This window comes from Vogesella sp. EB (genome assembly GCF_001037925.1).
GTDB lineage: Bacteria > Pseudomonadota > Gammaproteobacteria > Burkholderiales > Chromobacteriaceae > Vogesella > Vogesella indigofera.
In genome coordinates this window covers 105,100-131,822 of the sequence record NZ_LFDT01000009.1, presented here as the reverse complement: position 1 = coordinate 131,822, position 26,723 = coordinate 105,100, and the positions used below count along the sequence as shown (strand labels likewise).

Genomic DNA, 26,723 nt, shown 5'->3' with positions numbered 1-26,723 from the left:
GGCAGATCATATCTGCAGGATGTGAAGACTATGGCTTGAGTCACAAGTAGGCTTACCGTATCTATCGAAAATCAGGATTGAACCTGTGAATCAAGTCGAAAAAACGGATTGTGTGGGAGACAGTCTATTTTGCTAGCTTGTAGAGAAAGGGGGCCTTATGTCCCCGCGTCCCTGATACAGTCTGACCGGCTGTTGCCGAGTTCATTTCCTCTGGCCACCGTTGAGTGCCACAACGATTTGCGATACCGCCGTTTCCGTGGAAAATAGCCGTGCATACAGGGCACGACAGTGCTCCTTGAATGGCGTCCCGCTATCCAGCGCCTGTAGTAATGTCATGGCAAGTTGTTGCAGGGTAGCCAGCGAATTGTTTTCGCACACAAAGCCAACCTTTTCCTGGCGAATGATATCCGCAAGGTCATTTCCGGCGTTGATATTAGCCAGCACGGGGAGCCCGCTCTGCATATAGGTCAGGAATTTTCCAGGGATATTATGCGATTTATGCCGGGGGTCCAGTGCCACGAGTCCGACGCTGCATTGCGCATAAAGACCGGGTATTTCGTCCGGATGGATTTCATCATGGAACAGTACATTATCCAGACCACGTGTCGCCGCATCCGTCGCAAGGTTTTTGGCATCGCTGCCGCGGCCGACAAACAGGAAACCTACATCCGCGCGTGCCTGCAGTTGTTCCGCCAAGTCCAGCATGATTGCCATGCCTTGTGCGATGCCCATATTGCCGGCATAGACAAAGATCTTCCGTCCGGCCAGTGTGGTATCGGCCAGCTTGATCGAACAGTGGCCGACCGGGGCATCCGCCAGCCAGTTCTGCAGCACTTCGACGCGTCGCCCTGCCCGTTGTGACCAGCGGTCAAAGTAGGACAGATTGCCGGGGGTCTGTACGCCGACAACATCGGCAATCGAGTACTGGTAGCGTGCCACTGCCGAAAAAAAACGATAGGGTAGGCCCCGACCCATCAGCCCCATGTCCACCGCCCATTCAGGGAAGATGTCGCGAATGATCAGGTAGCCCTTGCACTTGCTCGATCGCTTGAGCGAGCTGGCCAGTGGGCCGTGAAAGATGGAGGGGGCGTACCAGGCCACGCCATCCCATTGTTCCTGGGCAAGCGGGCTCTTGTGCAGATTGCGCAGCATGGAAAATGGCATCAGAAACTCGCCGATCGTGCGGCGTACATAGCCGATATCCTTTGTACGCGGCGCGCGCAGGCGCAGAACGCGCACACCGTCCAGCGTTTCCAATTGCCAGGGGCTAGCCAGCTCTGCCGAGGGCAGCAGCACGGTCAGCTGGTGGCCTTGGCGTGCGAACTCGCGCGATAGATCGCGCAGCTGTACCGCTCCGGATGTGCGCAGCGGCGGGAAGGTATCGGCGATGAGGGCTATTTTCATGGGCTGCGCCATCAGTACTGTTTCCATACCACACGGTTCACGTAGTCGGTATAGCTATGGATTATGCGGACAACCTTGTCGGCCACATTCGGCATGCTGTAATCGGTAACCAGACGCAGGTTGCGCTCGGTGCCGCGCAACTGTGAATCAAGTATTGCCAAGCCCTGGCGCACCCGGTCGGTGGCAAGCCCGACCATCATGACTGCTGCCTCCTCCATCCCCTCTGGGCGCTCATGGGCTTCACGCAAGTTCAGGGCGGGAAAGTTCAGGATCGATGATTCTTCATTGATGGTGCCGCTGTCCGACAATACTGCCTTGGCTGACATCTGCAATCTGACGTAGTCGTGAAAGCCAAGCGGCTTGAGCAAACGCACCCGGGGGTGGAATCTGGCACCGGTTGCGTCGACGCGTTTCTGGGTGCGGGGATGGGTCGAAACGATGACCGGCAGGTCATAATCCTCGGCCACTGCATTCAGTACCCCCACTATCCTGGAGAAGGCCTGTTCGGACTCGATATTTTCCTCGCGGTGGGCACTGACCACAAAGTAGGCCTGCTCCTGCAGTTGCAGGCGCTGCAGGATGTCCGAGGACTGGATCCGGGGTAGGTAGTGATGCAGCACTTCGTACATCGGGCTCCCGGTCTTGATTACCTGATCTGGGGGCAGGCCTTCCCGCAGCAGATAGTCACGGGCGATGGTGCTGTAGGTAAGGTTGATGTCTGCCGTGTGATCCACGATACGGCGGTTGGTTTCTTCCGGCACACGCTGGTCGAAGCAGCGATTGCCTGCCTCCATGTGGAAGATGGGAATCTTGCGTCGCTTGGCTGGGATCACGGACAGGCAGCTATTGGTGTCGCCCAGCACCAGCATGGCATCCGGCTGCTCGCTGGCCAGCACACGATCAACGGCAATGATCAGATTGCCGATGGTGTGGGCGGCGCCGCTACTGCCTTCCGCACTGTTCAGGAAGTGATCCGGTTTTCTGATGCCGAGATCGTCAAAGAAAACCTGATTCAATTCGTAGTCGTAGTTCTGCCCGGTATGTACCAGCACATGCTCGCAGTGCTCATCCAGGGCGGCCAGCACGCGGGATAGCCGGATAATTTCGGGTCGGGTGCCGACCACCGACATAACTTTCAGTTTTTTCATGGTTTTCTCTTACAGCGGGCTGGCGTAGGTATCCGGCTTGGCACGGTCGAAGATTTCATTGGCCCACAGCATCGCCACCAACTCGTCCGTGCCGATATTGGTAATGTCATGGGTCCAGCCCGGGACAGTTTCGACGATTTCCGACTGCTCGCCGCTGGTGACGAGCTCGAATGTTTCGCCGGTGCCCATGTGGCGGAACTTGAAGCGCGCCAGCCCCTTGATCACCAGGAATTTCTCGGTCTTGCTGTGGTGATAGTGGCCGCCTCGCGTAATGCCGGGATGGGCGCTAAAGAACGAGAATTGCCCGCAATCTGGTGTCTTGAGCATTTCCACGAATACACCGCGCGCATCACCATGTCGCGGTACCTGGTAGGCAAAGCGCTCGGTTGGCAGGTAGCTTACGTAGGTGGAATACAGCGCACGCATCAGGCCGGTGCCTACGCGGGGGGTAAGCAGCGTGGCGCGGCTGTCGCGGAATGCCTGGATCTGCTGTGCCAGTTCGCCGACGGTGGTGCTATAGCGTGGAGCGAGCATCTCGAATCCATCGGCATCTACGGTGCTGTCCGCACCGTCCATGAGCTGGATAAAACGCTCGATCACATCATCCACGTAAACCAGCGTCAGCGGGGCGGCCGGATCATTGACCTGTATTGGCAGGTCACGGGCGATGTTGTGGCAGAAGGTGGCCACCGCGGAGTTGTAATTCGGCTTGCACCATTTGCCAAATACATTGGGCAGACGGAACACGTGCACGGGTATGCCGCTAGCGCGCTGTAACTCGAACAAGGCATCCTCGGCGACACGCTTGCTGACACCATACGGATTATCATGCGCCGCCTGAATGGAGGAGGTATACACCACCGGCAGGTGACGGCCGCTGGCACGTATCGCGGCACACAGCAAGTCGGTCAACCCGGCGTTGCCGGTAGCAAACTCCTGCGGGTCCTCTGGCCGGTTGATACCCGCGAGGTGAAAGACAAAATCTACCCCTTGCAGCAAGACAGGCAGTTGCGCTGCATCATGTTCGCGTGTGAAGCAGACCACATCTACGTCTTTACGTTCAGCCAGATGCAGTTGCAGGTTCTTGCCAACAAAGCCGTTCGCACCCGTAATCAACACTTTCATGCTTATTCCTCGGGCTCTACGTGTTCGCCATCAATGGTTGCCCGCATGAACCGCAGCTTCATCAACAATGCCTGCATGCCCTGCACGTCCAGGCGTGCCGTATTATGGGAGTTGTACTCGACAGCTTCCGATATCTTGATTTCGCCCTGCTCGACGAACTTGCCGTAATTCAGATCGCGCAGGTCGGGCGGAATGCGGTAATAGCCATCCAGGTCCTGGGCGGCAACCATCTCCTCGCGACTGAGCAGTACCTCGAACAGCTTCTCTCCGTGTCGCGTGCCGATGATATTGATGGGGTGTGCCGGCACGCCGAGCAGCCCGGTCAACGCTTTGGCCAGTGTCTCGATGGTGGCCGCTGGCGCTTTCTGCACGAATATCTCCCCAGGGTTGCCATGCTCGAAGGCAAACAACACCAGGTCCACCGCGTCATCCAGCGTCATCATGAAGCGGGTCATGTTTGGGTCGGTAATGCTAATTGCTTGCCCGGCGCGAATCTGCTTGGTAAACAGTGGAATGACAGAGCCGCGCGATGCCATCACGTTGCCGTAGCGGGTGGTGCAAATCACGGTGCCATTACTGGAACGGGATTTGGCGACAATTACCTTCTCCATCATCGCCTTGCTGATACCCATGGCATTGATGGGGTAAACCGCCTTGTCCGTGCTCAGGCAGACCACGCGCTTCACCCCGCAGTTGATGGCGGCTTCAAGCACGTTTTCGGTGCCCAGCACGTTGGTCTTCACCGCCTCCATGGGGTGAAACTCGCAGGACGGCACCTGCTTGAGCGCGGCCGCATGGTAAATGAAATCAACGCCGCGCACCGCATTCAATACCGACTGGTAGTCTCGTACGTCGCCAATATAAAACTTCAGCTTTGGACTGTCGTACTTCTTGCGCATGTCGTCCTGTTTCTTCTCATCACGGCTCAGGATACGAATTTCACGTAAATCAGATGCCAGAAAGCGGCGCAGGACGGCATTACCGAATGAGCCGGTACCACCGGTAATAAGCAGCGTTTTATCATTAAACATGGTGGTTCCTAATTATGCTTACCAGCAAGGGAGCGATACATAGACAGCAGCTCTCTGGAATTGTTGGTAACATCAAAATTCCGGTGTGCAAGTGCTTTTGCCGAACTACCCATTACGCTGCAGTTTTCGCGATTATTCAACAAGTATTCGATGGCAGTGGCAATTTCTTCTGCTGATTTCGGCGAAATCGCCAGCCCGGTTTCGCCGTGAATCAGCGTGTCGCTGAACGGATTCTTGACCGCCACGATGCTGGGCACGCCATAGAATGCGGCTTCGAAAATAGGGCGGCCGGGGGCATCGTAATGCGAGGGGAAGCAAAGCACGTCCACGTGCTTGTATACCTGGCCGATATTCGACGTGAAGCCCAGCAGGTGGAAGGTTGGCCGCAGCGCGTGCTGATCCAGAAACTGCTCTACCTCCGCGCGCGAATTCTGCTGCAGGCCCAGCGCTTTTACCAGTCTGGCCTTGAGCCCCTTCGATGGTCTGGCATCGTCACCTACCACGATGAACTCCACGTCCAGCCCTTTATTCTTCAGCAGCAGGGCGGCTTGCAACAATTCCTGAATGCCTTTTACCTTCAACAGGTTGCCGACAAAGCCCACTTTAAACGACGTCGTAGAAAGCTTGTTCAGGGCGTTGGACACCGCCGGGGTGTCCGCTTGCTCTTTAACGCGGAAAGAGTTGTGAATGATGTTGACCGGCATGTTCTGCGGCAGGGAGGCTCGCACGTTCTGGTCGATTGCCACAATGCCTGCCGCCAGCTTGCGGAACAAACGGTTCACCAGCCGTGTGCGCCAGGACGCGGGATCATCCCGGGCTACCGAGCGTACGTGCACCAGTGCCGGCGCATCAAAAATGTGCTTGGCCAGCCATAGTGTCAGCAGACCAGTGAACTCATTGACATGAATAAGATCCACGCTGCCGAACTGCGCGCGAGCCTGGCGCAGCGCCTTGATGGTATAAGGCAGGTAGGCGATTTCACGCAGTAGCACCAGCCATCTGGTGCCCCGGTAGTAGCTGTAGCGGGTATTGTCGAACTGCGTAAGCCCCTTGGCTGCGACTACAGGCCCCAGTTTGCTGAAAAACTCTGCGACAGTACCCTGCTGGGTGACAAACAGCGGGCTAACCGATTTGGCCGGCATTTCGGATAAAGCCTCGAACAGGCTGCGCGAAGCCCCGCCAAATGCGCCGGTAAAATGCAGGCACAGTACCTTGAGCGGTTTCATCCGATGTACCTGCGGGTGGTGTTGACAATCTTCTTGGCGCGCTCGAAGAGTGAGTGGCTGGTGTTGTAGCTTTCGAATGTCAAAGTCGGAGCCGACATGATGGTCTCGAACTCCGCCTCACTGATTTGTAGCTTCTTGATGACGTAGGTCCGATCCTCCTGTAGCAGGTTTTCTGGGTAGACTGGCTCCTTCATCAATTCAAGTGCCTGTTCCTTGCTCAGTTGACCGGAGCAGATAAGATTGGAGTAATGGGCTTTGCGTTTGTCAATATTGAACTTGCGCGGCAGGATGTATGCTTGGTAAAAGCGAGTGTAGATCGATTCGTAGTGCTTTCCTCCGTAATAAACCCAATCCAGTTCGTCTTGCAGCACCCGCATGGCTTCAGTTTTCTCATATTCGACATAGTTTAGAATGGAAACCATTCTTATTTTTTTGGCAAAAATATAATAGCCAAGTTTCGCTAGGGAAAAGTGTGGGTAAGTCGTCAACTTGGATTTTCCGAAGCTCTTGTGAACATTCTTTATATAGCGCCAGTCGAAGTAACCATACCCCCACTTTTCTGGCAGGATTGCTTCAGTTACCACGTTTGTGCCAGTAATGACATGCTTAAGGCCATACTTGTTGGCCATTTTATACAACAAGGCGAATATGGCATGGTCTGTCGGAACTTCGCCATCGGGTGTGGACGCTTTCAGGAAAGAAAGCTGCAGGTCTCGGAACTCCTCCCAGTCGATCACGTGGGTATACAAATCGATATTCAGTTTCTGCAAGGTCTTCTGGATGTTGGCAACGGCAAGCTCGGAGTTCCAGCCATTGTCGAGATGCACGGCCAGCGGTCGCAGGCCGAATTTCTTAACTAGCCAGGCAACGTAAGTGCTGTCGACGCCACCGCTGATGCCAATGATGCAATCATACGGTTTCCCCTTGCCGGTGGCTTTAATTTCAGCGATGAGGCTATCCAGTTTGGTGTTTCGTTCTTCTTTGGAAATTAATCTAGTAGTTTTTAATAGTTCATATCGATGGCAGTGAGAGCAGTGGCCTTGGCTATCAAAATGGATATCGGGGTCTGATTTGTCCATAATGCAATTTGAACATGTTGTATATTTCATTGTTTATTTGACCTTGAATGGATTGTTTTGTGATGGTGTTTTGGTTGGGGCCAAAAAACTAGTCATGTATTTGTCAGTTTTGTGCGAATCTGCATAAAGATAGGAGGAGTGTTTAATCTATCTCGGTGAGTTTATGTTTCTAGCTGTAAGATTTTTTTGTATTTTTGTTATATTGTTGTTGGCAGTAAAATATGGTCCAATAGATGTAAACTGGATATAAATATCTTGGGGTAAATATTGGGGATAGTGAAAATATTGCCAAATAAATTATTGATGCAAGAGTTGCGTTGGATTCTAAGGTTGGATTTTTTTTTAAAAAAATCAATAGTAATAATCCAAGTGAGGCTGCAGAAGCTAGGGTTTGAACAACATCATTGTAAAAAACCTGATAGTCGTAAATTCCAAAAATATTAAAACTGAGGCCAAATAAAAGTTGTGCTGCTTTTAATGGGAATGCGAGGATGTAAAATCCTGTGCCTTGTAATTCAATTAGCTTGTTCCAAATTCCTGATCCATCATGCTGATCTGCTGAAAACTCAAAGCTTTCAATTACAGGGGCAAGAATTTCGTTGGCCATGTAGTATGCCAATGAAATGACAAGTAGGGTCAAGAAAATAAATGTTCGCCTCTTGTTTTTTAGAGGGTTGAGTGGCGAGTGAAAACAAAAAATTAATATTGCAAAGATCGCCAATTGCCATCTTGTAAGAATTGCTAAAAACAGGGAAAACATAAAGCCTAAAAAAGATCGGCGGTGATAAAACGATACTGTGTAAGCAACAAACAAGAATGATATTATTTCTTTGTTGATGGAGATTAGGCTGGAAATTGTTGTTGGGTTGATTAGTATAATTAATAATAACTTTAATGAGTCCAGCTTCAATTCTTGGGATATTTTTATAACTCCCCAAGAAAAAACAATAAAATTAAAAATCAGAACTAAATAGTAATTTTGATTGAGCAGATTTAAGATTAGTAGTGGGCCTAGAAAGTTGCCACCTACAGATATGATTTTAGTATCCTGTGCTAGCCAGTCATTCGAGCTGCTTGCTAATTTGTGATAAGTCCATGAGTCGGCAAAGAATTGAATATCATTGCGCTCCTCCAGTGCGTCAATTCCAATGTAATGTAAGAAAGTGACACAAAAAAAGAAAACAAATATTAGCAATATACATGATGCTTGCCAATTTTTGATTTTCTTAATCATTATCGCAATGTCCATTGCTTAGGGTGGATGGATATGTAATCAACACCGCGCGATGCGGTCCATGAAAGACAAACATGGCGCCCGCTGCCATCGCCTTGGCACCAACGTTGGCCGCAGCCTTGAAGTCGGCAATGCTGCCAGCGCCACCGGCAACGATTACCGGAATATCGACGCTATGCAGTGTTTTGCTGATCAGCTCCAAGTCGTAGCCGCTCATCGTTCCATCGCGGTCTATGCTATTCAGGAACAGCTCGCCAGCTCCTAAAGCCTGCATTTTCCTGGCAAAATCAACGGGAGTCAGACCGGTTCTGCCGCTGCCGCACTCCACTAACACTTCATAACGGCCCAGCAGTTTACGCTTGACATCAATCGAGACCACTACTGCCTGGGAGCCGAACTCGTTGACAGCTTGTCTGATCACTTCCGGACTTTTCCACGCGGCAGTATTGAAAATAACTTTCTCCACCCCGGATTTTAGTATGCGCCTAGCGTCTTCCAGGTTATGAATGCCGCCGCCGTAAGCCAACGGCATGAAGCATTCGCTGGCCACTTCTTCGATCAGCTGAAAATTGGGTTTGCGCTTTTCCCGGGTGGCACTGATGTCCAGCAGGATAAGTTCGTCGACTTCCTTATCGTTGAAGATTTTGATGGCATTGATCGGATCCCCAACATATTTAGGGTCTTTGAACTTGGTGGTCTTGACTAGGCCTTGGCCTTTCAGCAGCAGGCACGGAATAATTCGATTTTGCAACATTACTGGTTAAGCTCCGCAAAGTTCTTCAGTAGCTGCATGCCGAATTTGTGACTCTTCTCCGGATGAAACTGGAAGCCCCAAATGTTGCCGTGCCGAAACGCGCTATGAAACTCGCCGCCATAGTTGGTGGTCAGCAAGACGTCTTCCGGGTTGTGGCATTCGACATGGTAGGAGTGCACAAAGTAGAAGCGAGAGCCCGTGACCAGGTTCGTCAGCAGCGGGTCATCCTTGACCTGTCTGACCTGGTTCCAGCCCATGTGTGGTACCTTGAGCGTGCTGTCGCTCGGTCTGATTCTTTTGACCTGAGCATCAATCCAGCCCAGGCCAGGAATGCTACCTTCGTCGCTTGATGCCGTCATGAGCTGCATGCCCAAGCAGATACCCAGCACCGGTTTTTTGCGAGAAATGACATAATCATTCAGTACGGGCTTGAGACCGCGCTCAGTCAGACACTGCATGCCGGCGTCGAAAGCGCCTACCCCCGGTAGCAGCAGCTTGGGGGCATTCATGATTACATCCGGGTCGCTGGAGGTTATGGCTTGGCATCCAACTTTGCGCAGCATGTTCTGGATGGAGCCAAGATTCCCTACTCCATAATCAATGATGACTACCATTCATCTCTCCGGCTTTATTATTGATGCCTATAGTTTTTTCCACGAAGTTTCGGTAGTTTTCTTCCCAATTAGGCTGCCATAATTCATGCGCCTGTATCGCAGAAGGGGTGCTTTCCGAAACTGCGTCGCCACCCAATAATAGCATTTCCAGTTCCTGCATTGTGGAAAAGGCAGGGAATGGTAATTCTGGGTAGGCGAATCTTGATTTGTCGGTTTTCCACAAAATTACTTTGTCTACCAGACCGACAGCTTCAAACAGTCCGGTTGACAGTTCGCTTATCACTACTGTGGCCTGTTGCAACGATGCATATATATCACCATTGCTGTCGAGCGCTACTCCTGCTGGTATTGGTACCGTCTTTAATCGTTCCTTCTCCAGCGGGTGGGGGCGAAACACGATGTTGTAGCCATGCTTACCCGCTATTGTGTGTACCCGGGCAGCCAGGTCGAGATAGAGCTGTGTTTCGATGCCATCTCCCAGTACCAGAACGCGGTTGTTTCTGCAGCTTGCTGGCATGAATCGTTTCAACGACTCGGTTAGGTGAGGGTTGCCGATGGCTAGCTTGGCAACGGGCATATTGCTTTGTTGGCTCCACCAGTTGCCGTAGGTCAGTAGGTAATCCGGCAGGGTTTGGCGAAATGAAGGACTGGCAGCCAGAGTGGGAGCAACGTTATAGCCATCATGTCCTTTGGATATAGCGCCATGCTGGTGTTCGGCCGTTGTCACTCCTGCCATTCTTGCTGCATGAAGTATGGGGAGTGAGCGAGCTCCGTAGCACGCGGCCTCCAGAAACAAAAGTCTGGTGTTATGCCGAGAAAACCAGTTGGCATGGTAATTCGCTGAAATGGGAAATGCGGCCAACTGCCTGGACAGGGCGGTTTTGAGTGTGTCTTTTTGTCCTGATGCTAGCTGGTAGCCAAGACGACTGACTGTGTTGCGTGAGGCATGCTCGATGATCGCGTTGGCCAGCTTCCAATCGGTTGCCGTGACTCTCAGTCTGCCCATCAGGTGCAGGTAGGTATTGAACGGGGTGGCGTGCAGTATGGTGCTGAAGTGGTGATTCTGCCACCAGGTCCAGTCGCCCTGAGCCTGATACAGCATGCTCTGCTTCGGGTAGCTGCTGGCAAAGTAGCCGGCCAGCCGTTCGTGGGTCTTTTGATCTTTACTGAAATTACCCAGCCCGGTGGTGAAGAAACAGATATCAGCCGAGAAGGCGTGGCGGTTTATCCAGTTATGGTACTGGCTGCGTGCTAGGTAGCTGGCCATTTGCAGCAAGCTAGGCTTGCCCGGTGCGGCATTCAGGCCGCCGGATGTATAGAGCAGGTCGGACATGAGTGTCCGAATGAAGTGAGTTCGGATCAACGGCCAGGCGGGTAGAGTGGAGCCTGGACAGCTGAATTGCAGCAAGGCCTCGTCATCCTCAAGCGCCAGTAGCTGCTGGAGTGTGTAGTTTTGTTTTTCTTGAGTCATGGTTTTATGGCACTGGCTGCTGTCAGGTCAAACCAGGGCATGCGATAGCAGATTTGTGATAGCCCCCAGGCGCCAAAAAACAGTAACGCCTGGCCGATCATGAATGCCTGTGCGGCACCAGTTATGCCGTTTATCTGGATGAGTTGCCAGTTGAACAGGGTGGTTATCACGCCGACAGAAATTGTCAAAACTGATAGCAGTTCAGTGCGCCTGGCAAAGAAAATGTAATTGGTTACCATGTAGTACATGCCAGTAAAAGCATTGCCCAGCATGATGTAGCCAATTATTGGCGAGGCAGACTGGTACTTGGGGCCGACCATTATTCCCAGTAGTTGTGGTGCGCATACACTACCGGCCAGTGCTAGGAATACGATCACAATAAAGTAGAGATAGGTGTTGCGGACGATTTTCCGTTTTTTAGCTAGATCCGCGTTATGGAGGGCCTCCATTAACCATGGAGCAAAAGCTTTGTTAAACGCATCAGCCGCTATTCCCAGAATCAGCCCTATCTGTATCGCCACTAGGTAGATACCGGTGCTGGCGACATCTAGAAAGTTGGTAACCATGAATCGGTCGGCGGTAGCCAGTAGCAAGCCTCCAATGGCATGTGGTAGCAAGGGGATACCATAGCGCAACGCATCTTTGGCATAAGCCATGTTCAAATTGCGCGTCAGCCAGTGCTCACGACGCAGCCAGTAGAGGGCGATTAGTGCAGTGACTGTCCAAGCAAGGGCAATGCCAAACAGTCGACCTTGCCACGAGTACAGCATCACTACCACCAGGAGGATGGAGACCAGTCCGTCCATCAGGGCGTGGTTCAACCGCAGCGCGCCGAACTTCAACGGCTGCTTGGAGGCCTGCCACAAGGTGAGCAATGTCTGCACCAGAAACTGGAGCGAAGCAACAACGACTGCCAGCATCAGCCATTTCAAGGGCAGAGCGGTTATCAATTGTATTTTTCTTGAAAATATCCAGACAAATAAAGCCAGCAATAATGTGGTTATAATTAAAATACAGAGTGTGGTGGAGACATAGCACGGCATGCTGAATTTCTTTGGCTCGAAATATCGAACCATTACTGCACCATGTATATTGAGGCCCGCTGCAACCACAAAAAAAGAGACTACCATGGTAAACATGGCAATCAGGCCATAGTCTTCCGGGGATAGTATGCGGGTCAGGACCGGCAGCAGCAAAAAGGGAACGCCGGCAACAGCAAAATTGGAAATCGTATAGATAGCTGCATCACCGATGAGTTTGGTGCGCAGTTTCATGATGGTTTGCAGATTGGCTCTTGTTTAAGGTAGGCTGAAAGAATGGCCAAGCCCACTTTCCCACTTTTTTCCGGGTGAAATTGCAAGCCTGTGATGTTGTCTTTTTTGATGGTGGCAATAATATCATGCCCACCGTACTGATAAGTGGCCAACGTGTGCGACTGCTTGTCTGGTGTGTAATGAAACGAGTGCACGAGGTAGATGCTCTGTTGCTGAGCGAGCGAGGCGAGCACGCTTTCATCCCAGTTGGCATGTGTCGGCTGCTGCAGCGGACTCCAGCCGATAAAGGGAATCTTGAGGGCTGTGCCATCGCGGCTAGCTGCCGGAATGGCGTGGACCTGGCCTGGTATCAGGTTCAGCCCTGCGTGATTGCCGAACTCCATGCTCGTGGTTGCGAATAACTGCATGCCCAAGCATATACCGAGTAGTGGCCGGCCACTGGCGGCAAATTCACGTATCGCTTGGTCTAGCCCGCGTTCTTGTAGGCCGCGCATGCCGTCGGCAAAGGCCCCTACTCCGGGTAGCACTACACGGTCGGCGGCCAGAATTTCTGCCGGATCGTTGCTGATGCAAATACTGGCAGTACCGCAGACCTCAAAAGCCCGCTTTACGCTGTACAGGTTGCCGATACCATAGTCGACGATGGTAACCCTCGTGGTTTTCATTCCATTCTCACCTTGACATTCATTTCTGCTGCTATGTTTCGCAACTCGGACAATTCTGTCCGGGTGTAATGCAGGGTATCGGCAAATGCAACCGCATCTGCACCGTTGGCAATTACATCTCTCAGGTGTTGCGGTTCTCCGTAGCCACCGCTCATGATTACGGGGACAGGCGACACTTCGCTGACTGCTTTCAGCAGTTCAAGGTCAAAGCCTTTTCGGGTACCTTCCTGATCTATGGAGGTTAGCAGAATTTCACCGGCACCAAGCTCAATGCCGCGCTTGGCCCATTCAATCACATCCAGACCGCTTTTTTCTCGGCCACAATCGGTATAAATTTCCCAATGGTTATCACCATGACGCTTGGCTTCAATGGAAAGCACCATGCACTGGGAACCGAATTTCTGGGCAACCTCGCGTATCAACTCAGGGCGATGAACGGCAGCCGTGTTGATGGCGATTTTATCTGCCCCGGCGCGCAGCAGGTTGCTGACATCCTCAATCGACCTGATGCCACCACCCACGGTCAGTGGAACAAATACGTCGTGTGCGGTGCGTTGAACAATTTCCACAAGATTCGACCGGCCGTACAGGCTTGCCACAATATCCATGTAAATCAATTCATCGGCACCTTGCTCATAATAACGGCGAGCATATTCTTGCGGGTCGCCAATTACGCGGAGGCCCTCTAGGTGTACCCCTTTAATAAGGTTTTCACCCTTGACGTCCAGCCTGGCAATCAGGCGAACCGATCTGTCTTTAGCACCCATTTCTATTCCTGATGGTCTGTCTAATCAGCTGAACAGCTGCAAATCAATTTTGTTCGACTTTGCGGCGGAAATATTCAAAATCTTCGGCATTGTCAATATCGATAGACCTTTCTCTTGGCATGACGTAGGCGATGCTATCCTCGGCAAGGAAGCTTTTTGTGGTGCGCAGCCAGTCAACCCGTGCGATGTATATTGCGCCGTTGAGAACATACACGGCAGGCAGGTCCTGCCGTCGGCTTGCCGTGCTCCGCTCCGGGAGGAGGCTTTGCAGTCTGCCATTTTCCCCCAAGCGATACATCCAGTAGGGCGATTGTTCCGCCTCGCATACCGATACGCAACTCGGAGCGCCACTGGATTGCAGTAGTGCAAAGGCCGCATCGATATCGGTCCCGGTACGCAGAGGTGAGGTTGGCTGTAGCAGTGCTATAAAGCTGTGGTCGGGCAGCTGGTCTAGAGCGTGCAATACGACATCCATGGAACTGGCAGTATCGCTGGCCAGTTCACTGGGGCGGCGAAAGGGGACTTCGCAGCCCCAAGCGGTTGCCACCGACATGATCTCGTCGTCATCGGTCGACAAAACTACCCGGTCAACATACTGCGCCTCTAGCGCGGCAGTGACCGTCCAGGCGATGAGCGGTTTGCCGTTAGCGGGCAGTACGTTTTTGCGTGGCAACCCTTTCGAGCCGCCCCTGGCTGTAATCAAGGCAAGCAACTGCTTGCCTTGATTGTTTGTTTTATTGCTATTCAATTGAGATGTTGATCTACGTCGAGCCGGTTATTCGGGAGCATGCCGCAGTTTCCAATTGCCATCAACAACCTGCCAGAGGTGGGGCGAACGGAAACGATCACAAGTTTCGAAGAATTCTTCTCTCGTCATGCTGATATAGTCGAGGAATTCTTTCTCATAACGCGAAGGATATTCACCTTCATAGCGGTTCATCAGCGCGATGCCTTCATCCTTGGTGATGTGATGGTTGCGAATCTCCTGTGCTGAATCCATCATCGCTCGGCCTACGCCGAATTTGATCCAGCGAGTGTAGTAGAAGAACCCATCTACCTTGTCGTCAAGGCTGTTGTACTTCGAATAGGTGCCTTCGGTGCGAACCGGGTTGGCTTCAAAGCCGGTATGCTCGACGGCATAGTAATAAGCCTCTTGTGGTACCCATTTTTTATAGTAACCAAGGTATTTGAACTCGATACCTTTCTTGTGCAGCACTTCTGGATCCATGGGCAGATAGCTCATCAGATCAACCAGCGGCACGCCGTCATCCAGATAGCTACCAATCTGCTTGCCTCCGAGGAATACATCCCGGACATCCTTGCCACCAAGGTAGTCCAGCGAGAAGCCTTCACTTTCTGTCTGTTGGTCTTTTCCCGCATAAGAAGACGTTTTATGGGAAATCTTTTCACCGTATTCGCCAGGCATTTCGCCATAGAAAATCAACGGAATATTCAAACGTGCTGCCATCTTTGCAACAAAAGTTTTCTGGCCAAGAATGAATGGCTGGAATGGGTGTAGCAGATTGATTGTTGCATTGCGTGTCAGCAAGCGATGAATTTTTCCATTGGGCGTATACAGGTAATTATCGAAACCACCGACATGCAACCAGTTCTGGAAGTTCTTCCAGCCAATCTCAGTGTAAAGGTGAGGAGACCATGTTACGGTCAGCGGATTCATTCCATACTTGTACTTGAGGAGGTGGGATTGCATAGCGCTATCCTTGCCTCCGCTGCCACCCACTATGCAGTCATAACTGCCATCATTGCGACGGTATTGATTGCACAGCTCGATAAGCTCACGTTCGCGCTCTTCCCAATCAATTTCGCCCGTTTCTTTCAGTTCGTTAAAGTTGCAAGCATGGCAGACGCCATTCTCATCAAACGACATGGTCGTTTTCTTGGAGTCCTTGCTATGCGCATACTCATTGCTCGACATGGGTTGCTGATTGGACATGTTGCATTTCTTGCAGAACTGCACATGTCGTGGCAGCCCATACAAGACATCCAGTTCCTCCTCAGGTTTTGTGTACCGGGTGAGATCAACGGAGGGTGATGGTCCGATCTTCATATGTTTCCTTCAGGTATGCTGTAAACTTATCAATTTGTTCGTATTGGCGCTGCTGTTATTTTTGCTTTTTTCTTGCTTCAATTAAATCATCCGGCCGGCCAACATCTAACCACGGTTCATGCATTGGATAAACGATTGTACGACCGGTATTTTGTTTTATCCGCTCGAATAGTGTTGGCATGTCGCAGTGCTGGTTCGCGTTCAGGTAGTGCAAAGCCTCAGGATTTAGTACATAAATTCCAGCGTTTATATGACTGTGATAGATTGGCTTTTCTTCAAAGCCCTCTATTTCAATTCCTTTTATTTTTACGACGCCAAACTGATTTTGAATTTCGTGCTGGCGAGTGGCCATTGTTGCTGTTGCACTGTAACGAATGTGGAAGTCTAAAATGTCCTTGTAGTGAATGTCGGTCAGTACATCACCGTTGGTTACGATAAATGGTACATCCGGGATTTTAGGCATGATGCTTAAACAGCCCGCTGTGCCAAGTGGTGAGTCCTCACGCAGATATTCAATATTGACTCCCCATTTGCTGCCATCTCCAAAATGTTCTTCAATCATGCTGCCGAGATAGTGCAGAGAAATGGAAAAATTTTGAAAACCATCTGCCATGGCACGTTCAATAATGTGCTCCAGCATCGGCTTGCCTCCGACTTCCAGCATCGGTTTGGGACAGTTCTCAGTGTGTGGGCGCAGCCTGGTACCTTTGCCTCCTGCCATGATGACCATTCGATTGCTGAGCAGGGCAGGAGTGATAATTGAGTCCAAAACGTGGAGCCCGATAATTTTGCCCTCGTTATCCACTATCGGCAACTGGTGGATTTTGTTGGCCTTCATGAGTTGCAGAACATTCTCTCGGCCAATTTCAGGTGGCACCACCAGAGGAGTGCGATGAATTATACTATCGATGGTGCTATCAAGAGTCAGCCCTTTCAGGAACGCCCGACGGATGTCTCCGTCTGTCAGGGTGCCTGCAAGCTTATTATCTTCTGTCGCAGCTAACACGATTTGCATGCCAGATGTTTCGAGACTATGAATGGCTTGCTGAATCGTTGAGCCTAGTGGTACTAGGGTTGTTTGCCAAGGATGTAATTCATAACCAGTATTCATTTTCGTGGGCGAGCTTTAGGTAAAGGTGCTAGTGTTTTGTTTATATGGCCTGTAGTGGTAGATCGTAGAATCTCTTTTTTATTAACCCTTCGAGTGGCCAATTTTTCATTACTTCAACGATTTTTTCACATGCTCCCCCATCACCATATGGATTTACCGTGAGTGGCAGTGTTGCCCTAAAGGCTGGGTGGTACAGTTGCTGCAGGGCCATCCGTATGCTTTCCAGATTGGGGGCGCAGTGGATGACACTGCTGGCAGATAGCCGGCCTTTTTGTCTATCTCCAATATTGATAGTGCCGATGTGCATGCTCGGCGCTTCGGCGAGTCCGCTTGATGAGTTGCCAACGACACCATCGATGAATTGCATGCAAGACAAGTATCTCATTTGGCCCAGCGATGAATACAGACGGGTATGCGGTCGACTGCGGGTGAAGTTCTCCAGCATTGCCGTCAGCTCATGCCCGCCAGTATCGGCATTCGGCATGGTAAAGATCAGGTGAGTGTCCTGCAGCTCTGCAAGTGCAGCCAGCATGGCTTGCATCTGGCAGGCAGAGCTTTGCTCATCCAGAGTTACCGGGTGAAAGGTTACCAGCAGATTCTTTTTACCCAGCTTGAAGTTCAATGCCTCTTCTAGTGATTTGCGATCCAACAGCTGGCTTCGTTTTATGGCATCTATTCCTAAGCCGCCAACAAGGAAGACCCGCTCCGGCTGTTCGCCCAGCTGGATTACCCGACGGGCATAGTCGGATGCGGCAACAAAATGCAGATGTGACATTTTGGTAATTGAATGCCGGATGGCTTCGTCGAAGGCACCCTCAGTGGTCTCACCTCCGTGCAAGTGAGCCACTGGTATGCCGGCAATCAGCGCCGCAGTAACCGCTGAGAGTAGTTCGAAGCGGTCGCCAAGCACAACGATGAGATCTGGCTTCAAGTTGGCATAGGCATCGGCAAAACCAATGGTGCCCAAACCGATCGATTTGGTAATGGCGCTTGCGCTATTGGCCCCCAATAGCATTTCCACTTTTTGGTCGATGACGAATCCCGCCTGCTCGATCTCGCAGTATGTCTGACCGTATTCGGGGGACAGATGCATGCCGGTGGCGACCACCTGCAGGGTGAGGTCGGGTGTATTCTTGATTTCCTGCATTAGCCATCGCAGCAGCCCGAATTCGGCGCGCGTGCCGGTGACCACACAAATTTTGCGGCTCATAGTTCGATCAGTTCATCGGTGGCAAAGTCTCGGGGTGCAGCTTTTCCGATGACGTCATCCCATTTCATGGGCGAAATACCCGTGCCAGGCCGCTTGGTCGTCAGATTCTCCGTACTGAACAGCTCCCCTGCCTTGATATCGTGAAGTGCCACGATTGATTTGCGGGCAATTGGCTTGTTTTTAAGTTCGCTCTTGCTTGGGCGCTTGATGCCGTCACCCAATGCACGCTCGATATTGCGGATGCCGCGAACCATTTCCGCGAGCTGTTGTGGCTCCAGGCTGGCACGGTGATCGGGGCCAGGCAAATTGCAATCCAGCGTAAAGTGCTTTTCTATGATCCGTGCGCCCAAGGCCACCGCGGCAATCGGCACCTCAATGCCTGGCGTATGGTCCGAGTAGCCGATTTCAACACTGAATGCTTGCTTGATGCTGAGCATCGCGCGGAGGTTAACCTCCTCCATCGGCGTGGGGTACTCGGTAGTGCAATGCAGAACCGTAATCAGGCTGCGCGATATGCCATTGGCTTCGATGGCCTCGATCGCAGCTTCGATATCGGCCAGATTGGCCATGCCGGTGGATAGCAGGATAGGTTTGCCGAGCTTGCTCATCTGGCGCAACAGCGGCAGATTGGTTAGCTCGCCGGAAGGAATCTTGATCATTTCCAGGCAGCCCAGCTCGCTTAGTAGCTCAAGGCTTTCCGAGTCGAAGGCGGTGGAAAAGAAACCGATGCCATACTTTTTACATTCGGCGATGAGTGCTTCGTGATCCGCTCGGGAAAGTTCCAGTTTACGGATCATTTCCAGTTGGCTCTCATCTACACTCGTGGTCTTCTTTTGATAATCAGCCTTGGGTGCCGTGGCTGCAACGATTTTCTTGGCTTGAAATGTCTGGAATTTGACCAGGTCGGCCCCGGCTGCCGCGGCCGCCGCGATAAGCTGCTTGGCAAGCGTCATGTCGCCATTGTGATTAACGCCAGCTTCGGCAATGATGAGAGTCTTCATTTTATTTTCCTGCCAGGAACGCCTACATAGACAGAATCCGCATCGCAATCGGCGATGATTACTGCCCCGGAGCCGATTAAGGTATTTTTTCCGATAGTGACTTTTCTATCATTACTGCCTTGATTGACGATGGTGCCAGCACCAATCCAGGCAGCCTCCCCGATGCTGACATTGCCCAAAATGCAGGCGTTTGGAGAAACGGTGACGTAATCGGCAATGACGGAATCGTGACTGATGGTTGCATTGAGATTAAAAAGGGTGAAATCACCAACTGAAATGTTACTGGTGAATCGCACGCCGGCGCATACGATAACGCCGCTTCTGGTTTCGATGTGCTGACGTTGGCCGCAACCAAATGTGGCGCTGGGATGAATCAGATTGCCAAAACGGATAATATTGGCGTGGCGCACCGCAATTTTTGCGCGCAGAGCACCCTCTCCGACACCTATGACATAAGGCATGTCCTTGTAGCTGCCTACGTCGGATTCGAGAATCACATCTCCGCTATCGCTGAATGCCGCACGCTCGTCGGCGGAGCGGGCCACAAAAACTGCGTCATAGCCCAGTGCATGGGCTATATCCCTTGTTTCGCGGGCCATGCCGGATGTGCCGAAGATACCGATGCGTTTCATGACCGGACTTCCGTTCGCACGCTGCTTGGTAGGTTGACGACGCGTGCTTCCAGCCACTTGGCATTGTCCAGCTCGCCATGCCTGCAATGCGAATACATGGGCAGGCGATTCATCAGCGCCCAGATCGGACGGGTCATGACGCCCTGCGCATTGGTTTCCTTCAGTAAGGCATCCCGGTGTTCGTGGTCGTCGCATAGCACGGCATTGAGCCAGTAGTTCGAGCGGCAATCTGCCGGCTCGGAGACAAACCGGAGATCGCTGTTCTTCAAGGCTTCGGCATAGCGTGCGGCCAACTGACGTTTGCTGGTGACGAAACTTTCCAGTTGCTCAAGCTGGGCACAGCCTAGTGCCGCGTTCAGGTTGGGCAACCGGTAGTTGTAGCCGACCTCGTCATGCACGTATTCGTAGGGGTGGGGTTGTTTGGCCGTGGTGGTCATGTGCTTTGCCCGCCGACCGAGTTCGTCATTGGCCAGAATCATGCCACCACCGCCGGTGGTGATGATCTTGTTGCCATTGAAACTCAGGGTGCCGACCAGGCCGAATGTGCCAGTGTGCCGTCCCTTGTAGAGGCTGCCGAGTGATTCGGCGGCGTCTTCCACCAGGGCCAGATGCCAGCGTTGGCACACGGCTACCAGTCCGTCCAGGTCGGCTGGGTGCCCGAAGGTATGCATCGGCAGGCAGGCACGAATCACACGGCCGTCATCCCTAGTGCGGCAGGTACCGTCATCGTGTAGCAGTGCATTGGTTTCCAGCCAGTCTGCCAGTGCCGCGGGTGACAGTCCCATGGTGTCGCGATCTACATCGACGAACACCGACTCTGCGCCACAGTAAGCAATCGCATTGCAGGTGGCGACAAACGTGAGGGGCTGGGTAATGACTAGATCCCCCTGTTTCACGCCTGCCAGCAGCAAGGCGATATGCAGCGCCGCGGTGCCGTTAACTGTGGCGACGGCGCGCGGGCTGTCGGTATAGGCAGCCATTTCGCTCTCAAAGCGGTCCACATAGGCGCCAATACTGGAAACGAAGGTTGAGTCGATGGTTTTCACGACGTATTCCCGCTCATTACCCATGAACACCGGCGCGTGCAGCGGAATAAACTCGTTGGTTTGGTATTGTTCGCGAACAAACCGGATGAGAGAGTCGAACATAGCGGGCTCAGACGTTGTAAATATCGGCCTTGTACTTGGCCAGATTCTCGGGGTGGGTAAACCATTCCACGGTGGATTGCAGACCGTCCCGAATGCTGTATTCCGGCTCGAAGCCAGTCAGCTCGCGGATTTTCCGGTTGTCGCACCACAGGCGGAATACTTCCGACTTTTCGGGGCGGATACGCTGCTCATCGGTGATGAATTGCACATCGCTCTGCATCAGTTCACGGATGAGATTCAGGGTGTCCCCGACGGAGATTTCAAAGTTGGAACCAATGTTGACCGTCTCGCCTATCGCCTTATCGCAGCGCGCCAAGGCAAGGAAGCCGCGACAGGTGTCGGTTACATAGTTGAAGTCGCGAGTCGGGGTAATATCCCCGAGTTTGATCTGCTTCTTGCCACTGGCAATCTGGCTGATGATGGTGGGAATTACTGCCCTGGCAGACTGGCGCGGGCCATAGGTATTGAACGGCCTTGCAATCGTCAGTGGTAGGTTGAAGGTGTTGAAGAAGCTCATCGCCATGGCATCCGCGCCGATTTTGGAGGCGCTATACGGTGATTGCGGCTGAAGGGGGTGCTTTTCGTCGATCGGTACATACTGTGCAGTACCGTACACCTCGCTGGTCGAGGTGTGAATGACGCGCTGCACCCCATTCTCCAGCGCGGCCTGGCAAATGTTCAGCGTCCCTTTGATGTTGGTGTCAACATAGCTATCTGGGGCCACATAAGAATAGGGAATCGCAATCAGGGCGGCCAGATGGAAGACGAGGTCGACGTCTTTGGTAATGTGCTTGCAGTAGTGCGGGTCACGCACGTCGCCGTTAAGCACCTCGATTTCCTTGCGGCACTCGACGTCCTCCAGCCAGCCCCAGTGGTTGAAGGAGTTGTACTGGGAAAGTGCCCGGACAGCATAACCTTCTTTTACCAGCAACTCGGTCAGGTGGGAGCCGATGAAGCCATCAGCACCGGTAACCAAGACTTTCTTGAGCGTGCTCATGATTCGGTTTTCTCGCAAAATTCGGTAATAGCAGCCACCACATAATCCATTTGCGCATCCGTCAACTCCGGATAAATGGGAAGCGACAGGATGCGTGACTGGTTGGTATACGTATTTGGAAAGTCGGCAGGCTGGTGCTCGAAGCGGCGATACGCCGGCAGGAAAGGCAGGGCGACCGGGTAGTTGATGACTGTCTGAATGCCTTTGGCTGCCAGATGCTGTGCAAGCTCGTCCCGCTGCTCATGTTTGATCACATAGAGATGCCATACATGATCGCGGCCATCGGCCACATGTGGGGTTTCGATGCTGGCGACGCTGGAGAGCAAGTCGCTGTAGCGCTGGGCACGATTCTGGCGCTGCGCGGTCCAGGCGGGAAGGTGCGGTAGTTTGACCGACAGGATGGCCGCCTGGATTCCATCCAGCCGGCTATTGATGCCCTCAATCTGGTGATCTCCTTTGCGAAGGCCGCCATGCCTGGCGAACATTGCCATCTTTTCCGCCAGTGCGGAATCATTGGTGACGACAGCACCGGCATCGCCCATGGCTCCAAGGTTTTTACCCGGATAGAAGGAGAAGGAAGCCGCATCACCGAAGGTGCCAACCAACTTGCCCTTGTAGCGGGCAAGATGCGCCTGGGCACAATCTTCCAACACCCATAACTTGTGCTTGCGGGCAATTTCCATGATCGGCTCCATGTCGGCAGCTTGGCCGTATAGGTGCACGGGAATGATGCCGACGGTTTTCGCCGTAATCTTGGCCTCGATGGCGCGCGGGTCAATGGTGAAAGTGTCTGACTCGGTGTCGCAAAATACAACTTTGGCGCCGGCTTGGGTGATAGTCTCTGTGGTGGAGATCCAGGAGTGTGCGGGGGCGATGACCTCATCCCCCGGCTTGACGCCCAGCGCAATCATGGCGATGTAGAGCGAATCGGTACCGTTGGCGCAGGAGACGCAGTGTTGGCGATTCATCAACTCGGCAAACATCTGCTCGAACTTGTCTACATACGGGCCACGGACGAAAAGTGACTTTTCGATCACATCGCTGATAACCGAATCAATTTCAGTCTTGATGCCTGTATATTGGGCATGCAAATCTACAAATGGGATATTCATGGTTTGCTAATTTCAATTCTGTTTTTTGGTGAGGCGGGCAGGGTTGCCGGCATAAATCCCTGGTATATCGATATTTTTTGTTACCACCGAGCCTGCGCCAATAACGACGTTGTCGCAGATCGACACTGGCAAAATAGTTGCATTGCTGCCGATGGAAACATTTTTACCAATTTTGGTGCCTAGCCATAAAGACTTATCACCACGCGCGGGGCCGCCGTTGCTGAATAAATCATTGATGAACATCACGCCATGGCCGATGAAACAGTCGTCGGCAATCTCCACCAGTTCACAGATAAAGCTGTGAGACTGGATTTTGGTGCGTTTGCCGATTGTTACGCCACGCTGTATCTCGACGAAGGGGCCAATGAAAGCATCATCGCCAATGGAACTGCCGTACAAATTGACTGGTTGAACGACCACGACATTCTCACCAAACGCAACATCAACAATTCCGGCTTCGCGTAGTTTGGGCGCGTTCAAAACGAGCCACCCAGTTTGCAGTGCTGGGGACGAAAGCGCAGGTGAACCTCTTTGCCGGTTTCGATGGACTCATAAATGGCATTGATCAGCTCGAGACTCTTGCGTCCTTCCAGTCCATCTACAAGGTGCCGGCGATTGTTTCTGATACAGTCAACTACGTGCTCATAGTAAGCTTGGTGGCCAAAGCCATACACATTCGGCGGGTTGACCGAATACGTTTCCATGACTGCATCGTCGCCCGGCATGGATTCAACAAAGTTCCAGACCTTCATTTTGTTGACAGCGAAGCCGGCGATTTCGACTGTGCCTCCTTCCCCCAGTACAGATATGGAACCTTCTAGATCCTTGGGGCGTACCGCGGTAGTGGCTTCGATAATGCCAAGTGCGCCATTGCGGAACTTGAGCGTTACCACCGCGGTGTCTTCCGCTTCGATTTTTGCCAGAGCGGTGGTGCTGCGGGCGAACACGCTATCCACTTCGCCTAGCATCCACTCAAGCATATCTACATGGTGGCTTGCCTGGTTGGTGAGTACGCCACCATCCATGGCCCAAGTGCCACGCCAGGGCGCTTGATCATAGTACTCCTGGGGGCGGCACCAGCGCACGCGCACCGTGCCCAGGATGAGCTTGCCAAAGCGGCCTTGCTCCAGGGCTTCGCGCAGTTTTACGACGGGAACGTTGAAGCGATTCTGCTTGACGACAAACAGCTTAACGCCGGCATTGTCGCAGGCGCGAATCATGGCATCGGCATCATCCAGTGTCAGTGCCATGGGCTTTTCAACGATGATATGCTTGCCATATTGCGCCAGATCCACCACGTTCCGTGCATGGTTGCCACTTTCAGTCAAGACAACTACGGCATCAATATCTTTTTCCTGCATCATCTGATGCATATCTGTGTAATATGGCACAGAGAAGCGATCACCGATCGACTTGGCTTTTGACGGGGAAAGATCGCAAACTGCGGCTAACTGCGCGCCTTCAATTTGCTTGAGTCCAAGAAGCTCGGCATGTCTTTTGGCAATTCTGCCGCATCCAATCAGTGCAAATTTCAACATGAGAGTGCTCGCCTTATTCAATAAGTGAGAAATTTATTGTGGGGTCTGATTGTTTTTATCAGGCCGGATTGATTTTGTTTGACGTTTCAATCTTGTGATAACGTTAGGTTAATTTTTCTATTGAAACAGGGTTTATAATTTGTGACGGTGTGGCAAGTTTTTATATCTAAACTCCTTTTGTCCCCTTTATAACCATCCTGAATGGAGGGAGGCTTGAAGTTGTCCGCCCCTAGTTTCATGATAAGGCGATAAAGGCATGTTCCGTCTATATTTTGCTACCTATCCAGCCCATGGGTGGCTGTCGAGGGGTTTAGTTCATTGAGGTGCACCACTCGCATGGCCAAGTAAGTATTAGCGGTACGTAATCTTCCTGTGGTTTTTTTGGTGATCCGTTATGAAAACTAGAACAACCCTAGCAATTTTCATTGAATTGCCCCGGCTCAAGCAGGTAATACAGACGTACTGGACGCATCGGTTTTCATTCCGTAGGCCGCTATATTTTTGTCACTCAATGCCTCAGTTTAGCTTGTAGACGTACTAGTGGGTCTCGACAAAGTACCCGAGCACAGCCTAGTAGCAGACCTCCAGCTATGCCCAAGGCTATTACTAATATACCTTTTGGGCTGGACGGCTTGTCGGATGCGGTGGGGGGCGTCACAAGCTGAAAGCCTGCAAGGTTACCTGTCTGAATTTGGGGGAGTTCCTGTATGTCTGCTAGCTGCGTGGTTACTTCGTAATAACGCGGAGGATAGTCTGGGCTTGATTGCTTCAGCGTGGCAAGTCTTGCCTGCAATAGTTTGCTGCCTAGCAGGTAGCGCATGCTAGGGGTATCCAGCCCGGTGTAGTTGCTACCTTCAAAGTGCACAAGATTTGCTCGCTTGGCACTGTCTAGCGCTTGGTGGGTTGATGCAAGCTCTTGTGCTCGCGCGGCACGTGCTTGCCTGGCGATGATATCCAGTTCGCTATGAAGTGAACGCTGCAGCAATGCCAATTGACTGCGTAACTCCCGTGTTTTTTGATCTGCAAGCTGGCGATTAATTTTTGTCAGGATGTGGGTTAGTTTTTGCTGGGCTGCAGTTGGGTTTGTGGCACTAGCCTGTACTTGGTAAAGTTGTTGCTTGCGGCGATCTGGACGCAAAACTGTTACTTCTGGTGTCGTATCTAATAGTAGTTGCATCGACTCGAATAATTGATCGCTTATTTCATCGCCAGTTTTTGGGGGGGTTGTGGGGGGGGATTGATCCAGCGTAATTGTAGGGGGCTTTTTAGCACTTTTGAAGAATGGTGTGCTATCCAGCTGTGTTTTGACCAAGTAGTAGTCGCCCATCTGCTCATAAGATGGTGGAGCAAGCGTGGCACTGGCTATCCATACCTGAGGTGCAGTTATGGCATAAAGGCTCGCAAGCACCAACCCTACCCCCGTTGTAGTTGCAACCGCCCATCGGCCTTGCCAGAGTTTGACCAAAAGTTCGGTCAGATTGATTTCGTCGTCTTCGTATGAGCGGTGTGTATTTGTAGTCATTTCTGTTTCAGAGCAATCTGAATACTTAATTTTGCCAGCCAAACTGCCGGAAGCTGTCGGGTATTGTGCCATACCCGGATGGTGTATGCATGCCATTGGTGCTAGTGTCTTGCGTGAAAAGTTTATCACCCCCTCTTGAAAACCACCCACCCCATCCCTACCATTAGCACTCGCAAGCGCCGAGTGCCAGTCGCTCGGTCAATCTGCTGCTTTGATAGGTATTCATCTTTCAACAGCCACTGCTATTAGGAGAGATCAATGGCAATTCGTCCTTTACACGATCGTGTTGTTATCAAGCGCCTTGAGGCTGAAGAGAAAACAGCTTCCGGTATCGTTCTGCCTGGCGCCGCTGCTGAAAAGCCGGACATGGGCCAAGTCGTTGCGGTTGGTAACGGCAAGATTCTGGAAAACGGCGAGCGTCGCGCTCTGGAACTGAAAGTCGGCGACAAGGTTATTTTCGGCAAGTACTCCGGCCAGACCGTCAAGGTTGACGGCGACGAGCTGCTGGTAATGCGCGAAGAAGACGTAATGGGCATCGTCGAGTAATCCGACCCGTTACCGTTTTATTAAACTGAATTCTGGAGATTGAAGA

Annotated in this window: 26 protein-coding genes; 1 reads left to right on the top strand and 25 read right to left on the bottom strand. The window is 52.0% G+C overall.

The genetic code is table 11. The features are described 5' to 3' along the window. Positions 1-201 precede the first annotated feature (201 nt). From ACG97_RS07805 to ACG97_RS17210, 25 genes are all read right to left on the bottom strand, one after another. Positions 202-1,404: a glycosyltransferase family 4 protein gene (locus ACG97_RS07805; protein ID WP_047966794.1), complete on the bottom strand. Its 1,203-nt coding sequence runs from the start codon at positions 1,402-1,404 to the stop codon at positions 202-204. A gap of 11 nt (positions 1,405-1,415) precedes the next feature. Then, positions 1,416-2,552: a non-hydrolyzing UDP-N-acetylglucosamine 2-epimerase gene (gene wecB / locus ACG97_RS07800; protein WP_047966776.1), complete on the bottom strand. Its 1,137-nt coding sequence runs from the start codon at positions 2,550-2,552 to the stop codon at positions 1,416-1,418. 9 nt (positions 2,553-2,561) lie between these two features. After that, positions 2,562-3,677 (bottom strand): capsular polysaccharide biosynthesis protein CapF, encoded by a 1,116-nt coding sequence (locus tag ACG97_RS07795; RefSeq protein ID WP_047966775.1) that lies wholly within the window; start codon positions 3,675-3,677, stop codon positions 2,562-2,564. Positions 3,678-3,679: 2 nt separating this feature from the next. Continuing rightward, complete coding sequence (locus ACG97_RS07790; protein ID WP_047966774.1) at positions 3,680-4,708, bottom strand: polysaccharide biosynthesis protein; 1,029 nt, start codon at positions 4,706-4,708, stop codon at positions 3,680-3,682. A gap of 8 nt (positions 4,709-4,716) precedes the next feature. Then, positions 4,717-5,934, bottom strand: a complete 1,218-nt coding sequence (locus ACG97_RS07785) for a glycosyltransferase family 4 protein (RefSeq protein WP_047966773.1) — start codon at positions 5,932-5,934, stop codon at positions 4,717-4,719. Continuing rightward, the gene (locus ACG97_RS07780; protein ID WP_082133690.1) at positions 5,931-7,043 is read right to left on the bottom strand and encodes an N-acetyl sugar amidotransferase; all 1,113 of its coding nucleotides are present in this window, start codon (positions 7,041-7,043) and stop codon (positions 5,931-5,933) included. Before ACG97_RS07780 ends, ACG97_RS07785 begins: the two co-directional genes overlap by 4 nt. Positions 7,044-7,182: 139 nt before the next feature. Then, positions 7,183-8,247 carry a hypothetical protein gene (locus tag ACG97_RS17570; protein ID WP_156167993.1) on the bottom strand — a complete coding sequence of 355 codons (1,065 nt, stop codon included), beginning with the start codon at positions 8,245-8,247 and terminating at the stop codon, positions 7,183-7,185. Then, positions 8,240-9,001 (bottom strand): AglZ/HisF2 family acetamidino modification protein, encoded by a 762-nt coding sequence (locus tag ACG97_RS07775; protein ID WP_047966771.1) that lies wholly within the window; start codon positions 8,999-9,001, stop codon positions 8,240-8,242. Before ACG97_RS07775 ends, ACG97_RS17570 begins: the two co-directional genes overlap by 8 nt. Next, positions 9,001-9,615, bottom strand: a complete 615-nt coding sequence (gene hisH / locus ACG97_RS07770) for an imidazole glycerol phosphate synthase subunit HisH (protein WP_047966770.1) — start codon at positions 9,613-9,615, stop codon at positions 9,001-9,003. The genes ACG97_RS07775 and hisH (ACG97_RS07770) overlap by 1 nt, the downstream gene beginning before the upstream one ends. Beyond that, positions 9,599-11,086 carry a hypothetical protein gene (locus ACG97_RS07765; protein ID WP_047966769.1) on the bottom strand — a complete coding sequence of 496 codons (1,488 nt, stop codon included), beginning with the start codon at positions 11,084-11,086 and terminating at the stop codon, positions 9,599-9,601. The genes hisH (ACG97_RS07770) and ACG97_RS07765 overlap by 17 nt, the downstream gene beginning before the upstream one ends. Then, the gene (locus ACG97_RS07760; RefSeq protein WP_047966768.1) at positions 11,083-12,360 is read right to left on the bottom strand and encodes a lipopolysaccharide biosynthesis protein; all 1,278 of its coding nucleotides are present in this window, start codon (positions 12,358-12,360) and stop codon (positions 11,083-11,085) included. The genes ACG97_RS07765 and ACG97_RS07760 overlap by 4 nt, the downstream gene beginning before the upstream one ends. After that, the gene (gene hisH / locus ACG97_RS07755; RefSeq protein WP_047966767.1) at positions 12,357-13,025 is read right to left on the bottom strand and encodes an imidazole glycerol phosphate synthase subunit HisH; all 669 of its coding nucleotides are present in this window, start codon (positions 13,023-13,025) and stop codon (positions 12,357-12,359) included. The genes ACG97_RS07760 and hisH (ACG97_RS07755) overlap by 4 nt, the downstream gene beginning before the upstream one ends. Continuing rightward, positions 13,022-13,792 (bottom strand): imidazole glycerol phosphate synthase subunit HisF, encoded by a 771-nt coding sequence (hisF, locus tag ACG97_RS17220; protein WP_082133689.1) that lies wholly within the window; start codon positions 13,790-13,792, stop codon positions 13,022-13,024. The genes hisH (ACG97_RS07755) and hisF overlap by 4 nt, the downstream gene beginning before the upstream one ends. Before the next feature lie 43 nt (positions 13,793-13,835). Next, on the bottom strand, positions 13,836-14,540 hold the full coding sequence (locus tag ACG97_RS07745; protein WP_047966765.1) for a cytidylyltransferase domain-containing protein: 705 nt from the start codon (positions 14,538-14,540) through the stop codon (positions 13,836-13,838). Positions 14,541-14,567: 27 nt separating this feature from the next. Beyond that, entirely contained in the window at positions 14,568-15,860 is a 1,293-nt protein-coding gene (locus tag ACG97_RS07740; RefSeq protein ID WP_047966764.1) for an N-acetyl sugar amidotransferase, read from the bottom strand. A gap of 55 nt (positions 15,861-15,915) precedes the next feature. Next, positions 15,916-16,971 (bottom strand): nucleotidyltransferase family protein, encoded by a 1,056-nt coding sequence (locus ACG97_RS07735; protein ID WP_047966763.1) that lies wholly within the window; start codon positions 16,969-16,971, stop codon positions 15,916-15,918. Between the two features lie 40 nt (positions 16,972-17,011). Further along, positions 17,012-18,181 (bottom strand): UDP-N-acetylglucosamine 2-epimerase, encoded by a 1,170-nt coding sequence (neuC, locus tag ACG97_RS07730; RefSeq protein ID WP_047966762.1) that lies wholly within the window; start codon positions 18,179-18,181, stop codon positions 17,012-17,014. Next, complete coding sequence (gene neuB, locus ACG97_RS07725; protein WP_047966761.1) at positions 18,178-19,182, bottom strand: N-acetylneuraminate synthase; 1,005 nt, start codon at positions 19,180-19,182, stop codon at positions 18,178-18,180. The genes neuC and neuB overlap by 4 nt, the downstream gene beginning before the upstream one ends. Beyond that, entirely contained in the window at positions 19,179-19,814 is a 636-nt protein-coding gene (locus ACG97_RS07720; RefSeq protein WP_047966760.1) for an acetyltransferase, read from the bottom strand. The genes neuB and ACG97_RS07720 overlap by 4 nt, the downstream gene beginning before the upstream one ends. After that, on the bottom strand, positions 19,811-20,962 hold the full coding sequence (locus ACG97_RS07715) for a LegC family aminotransferase (protein WP_047966759.1): 1,152 nt from the start codon (positions 20,960-20,962) through the stop codon (positions 19,811-19,813). The genes ACG97_RS07720 and ACG97_RS07715 overlap by 4 nt, the downstream gene beginning before the upstream one ends. 7 nt (positions 20,963-20,969) lie before the next feature. Then, the gene (locus ACG97_RS07710) at positions 20,970-21,959 is read right to left on the bottom strand and encodes an NAD-dependent 4,6-dehydratase LegB (protein ID WP_047966758.1); all 990 of its coding nucleotides are present in this window, start codon (positions 21,957-21,959) and stop codon (positions 20,970-20,972) included. Then, positions 21,956-23,071 (bottom strand): DegT/DnrJ/EryC1/StrS aminotransferase family protein, encoded by a 1,116-nt coding sequence (locus ACG97_RS07705; protein WP_047966757.1) that lies wholly within the window; start codon positions 23,069-23,071, stop codon positions 21,956-21,958. The genes ACG97_RS07710 and ACG97_RS07705 overlap by 4 nt, the downstream gene beginning before the upstream one ends. Positions 23,072-23,083: 12 nt before the next feature. Further along, complete coding sequence (locus ACG97_RS17215) at positions 23,084-23,551, bottom strand: acyltransferase (protein ID WP_082133688.1); 468 nt, start codon at positions 23,549-23,551, stop codon at positions 23,084-23,086. Then, the gene (locus ACG97_RS07695) at positions 23,548-24,609 is read right to left on the bottom strand and encodes a Gfo/Idh/MocA family protein (RefSeq protein WP_047966755.1); all 1,062 of its coding nucleotides are present in this window, start codon (positions 24,607-24,609) and stop codon (positions 23,548-23,550) included. The genes ACG97_RS17215 and ACG97_RS07695 overlap by 4 nt, the downstream gene beginning before the upstream one ends. Positions 24,610-25,117: 508 nt before the next feature. Next, a complete protein-coding gene (locus ACG97_RS17210; RefSeq protein ID WP_162199002.1) occupies positions 25,118-26,203 on the bottom strand; it encodes a Wzz/FepE/Etk N-terminal domain-containing protein in 1,086 nt (361 codons plus the stop codon). Positions 26,204-26,389: 186 nt separating this feature from the next. On the opposite strand from ACG97_RS17210, the gene groES reads away from it, so the two are divergent. Then, complete coding sequence (groES, locus tag ACG97_RS07690; RefSeq protein ID WP_047966754.1) at positions 26,390-26,677, top strand: co-chaperone GroES; 288 nt, start codon at positions 26,390-26,392, stop codon at positions 26,675-26,677. Positions 26,678-26,723: the final 46 nt, after the last annotated feature.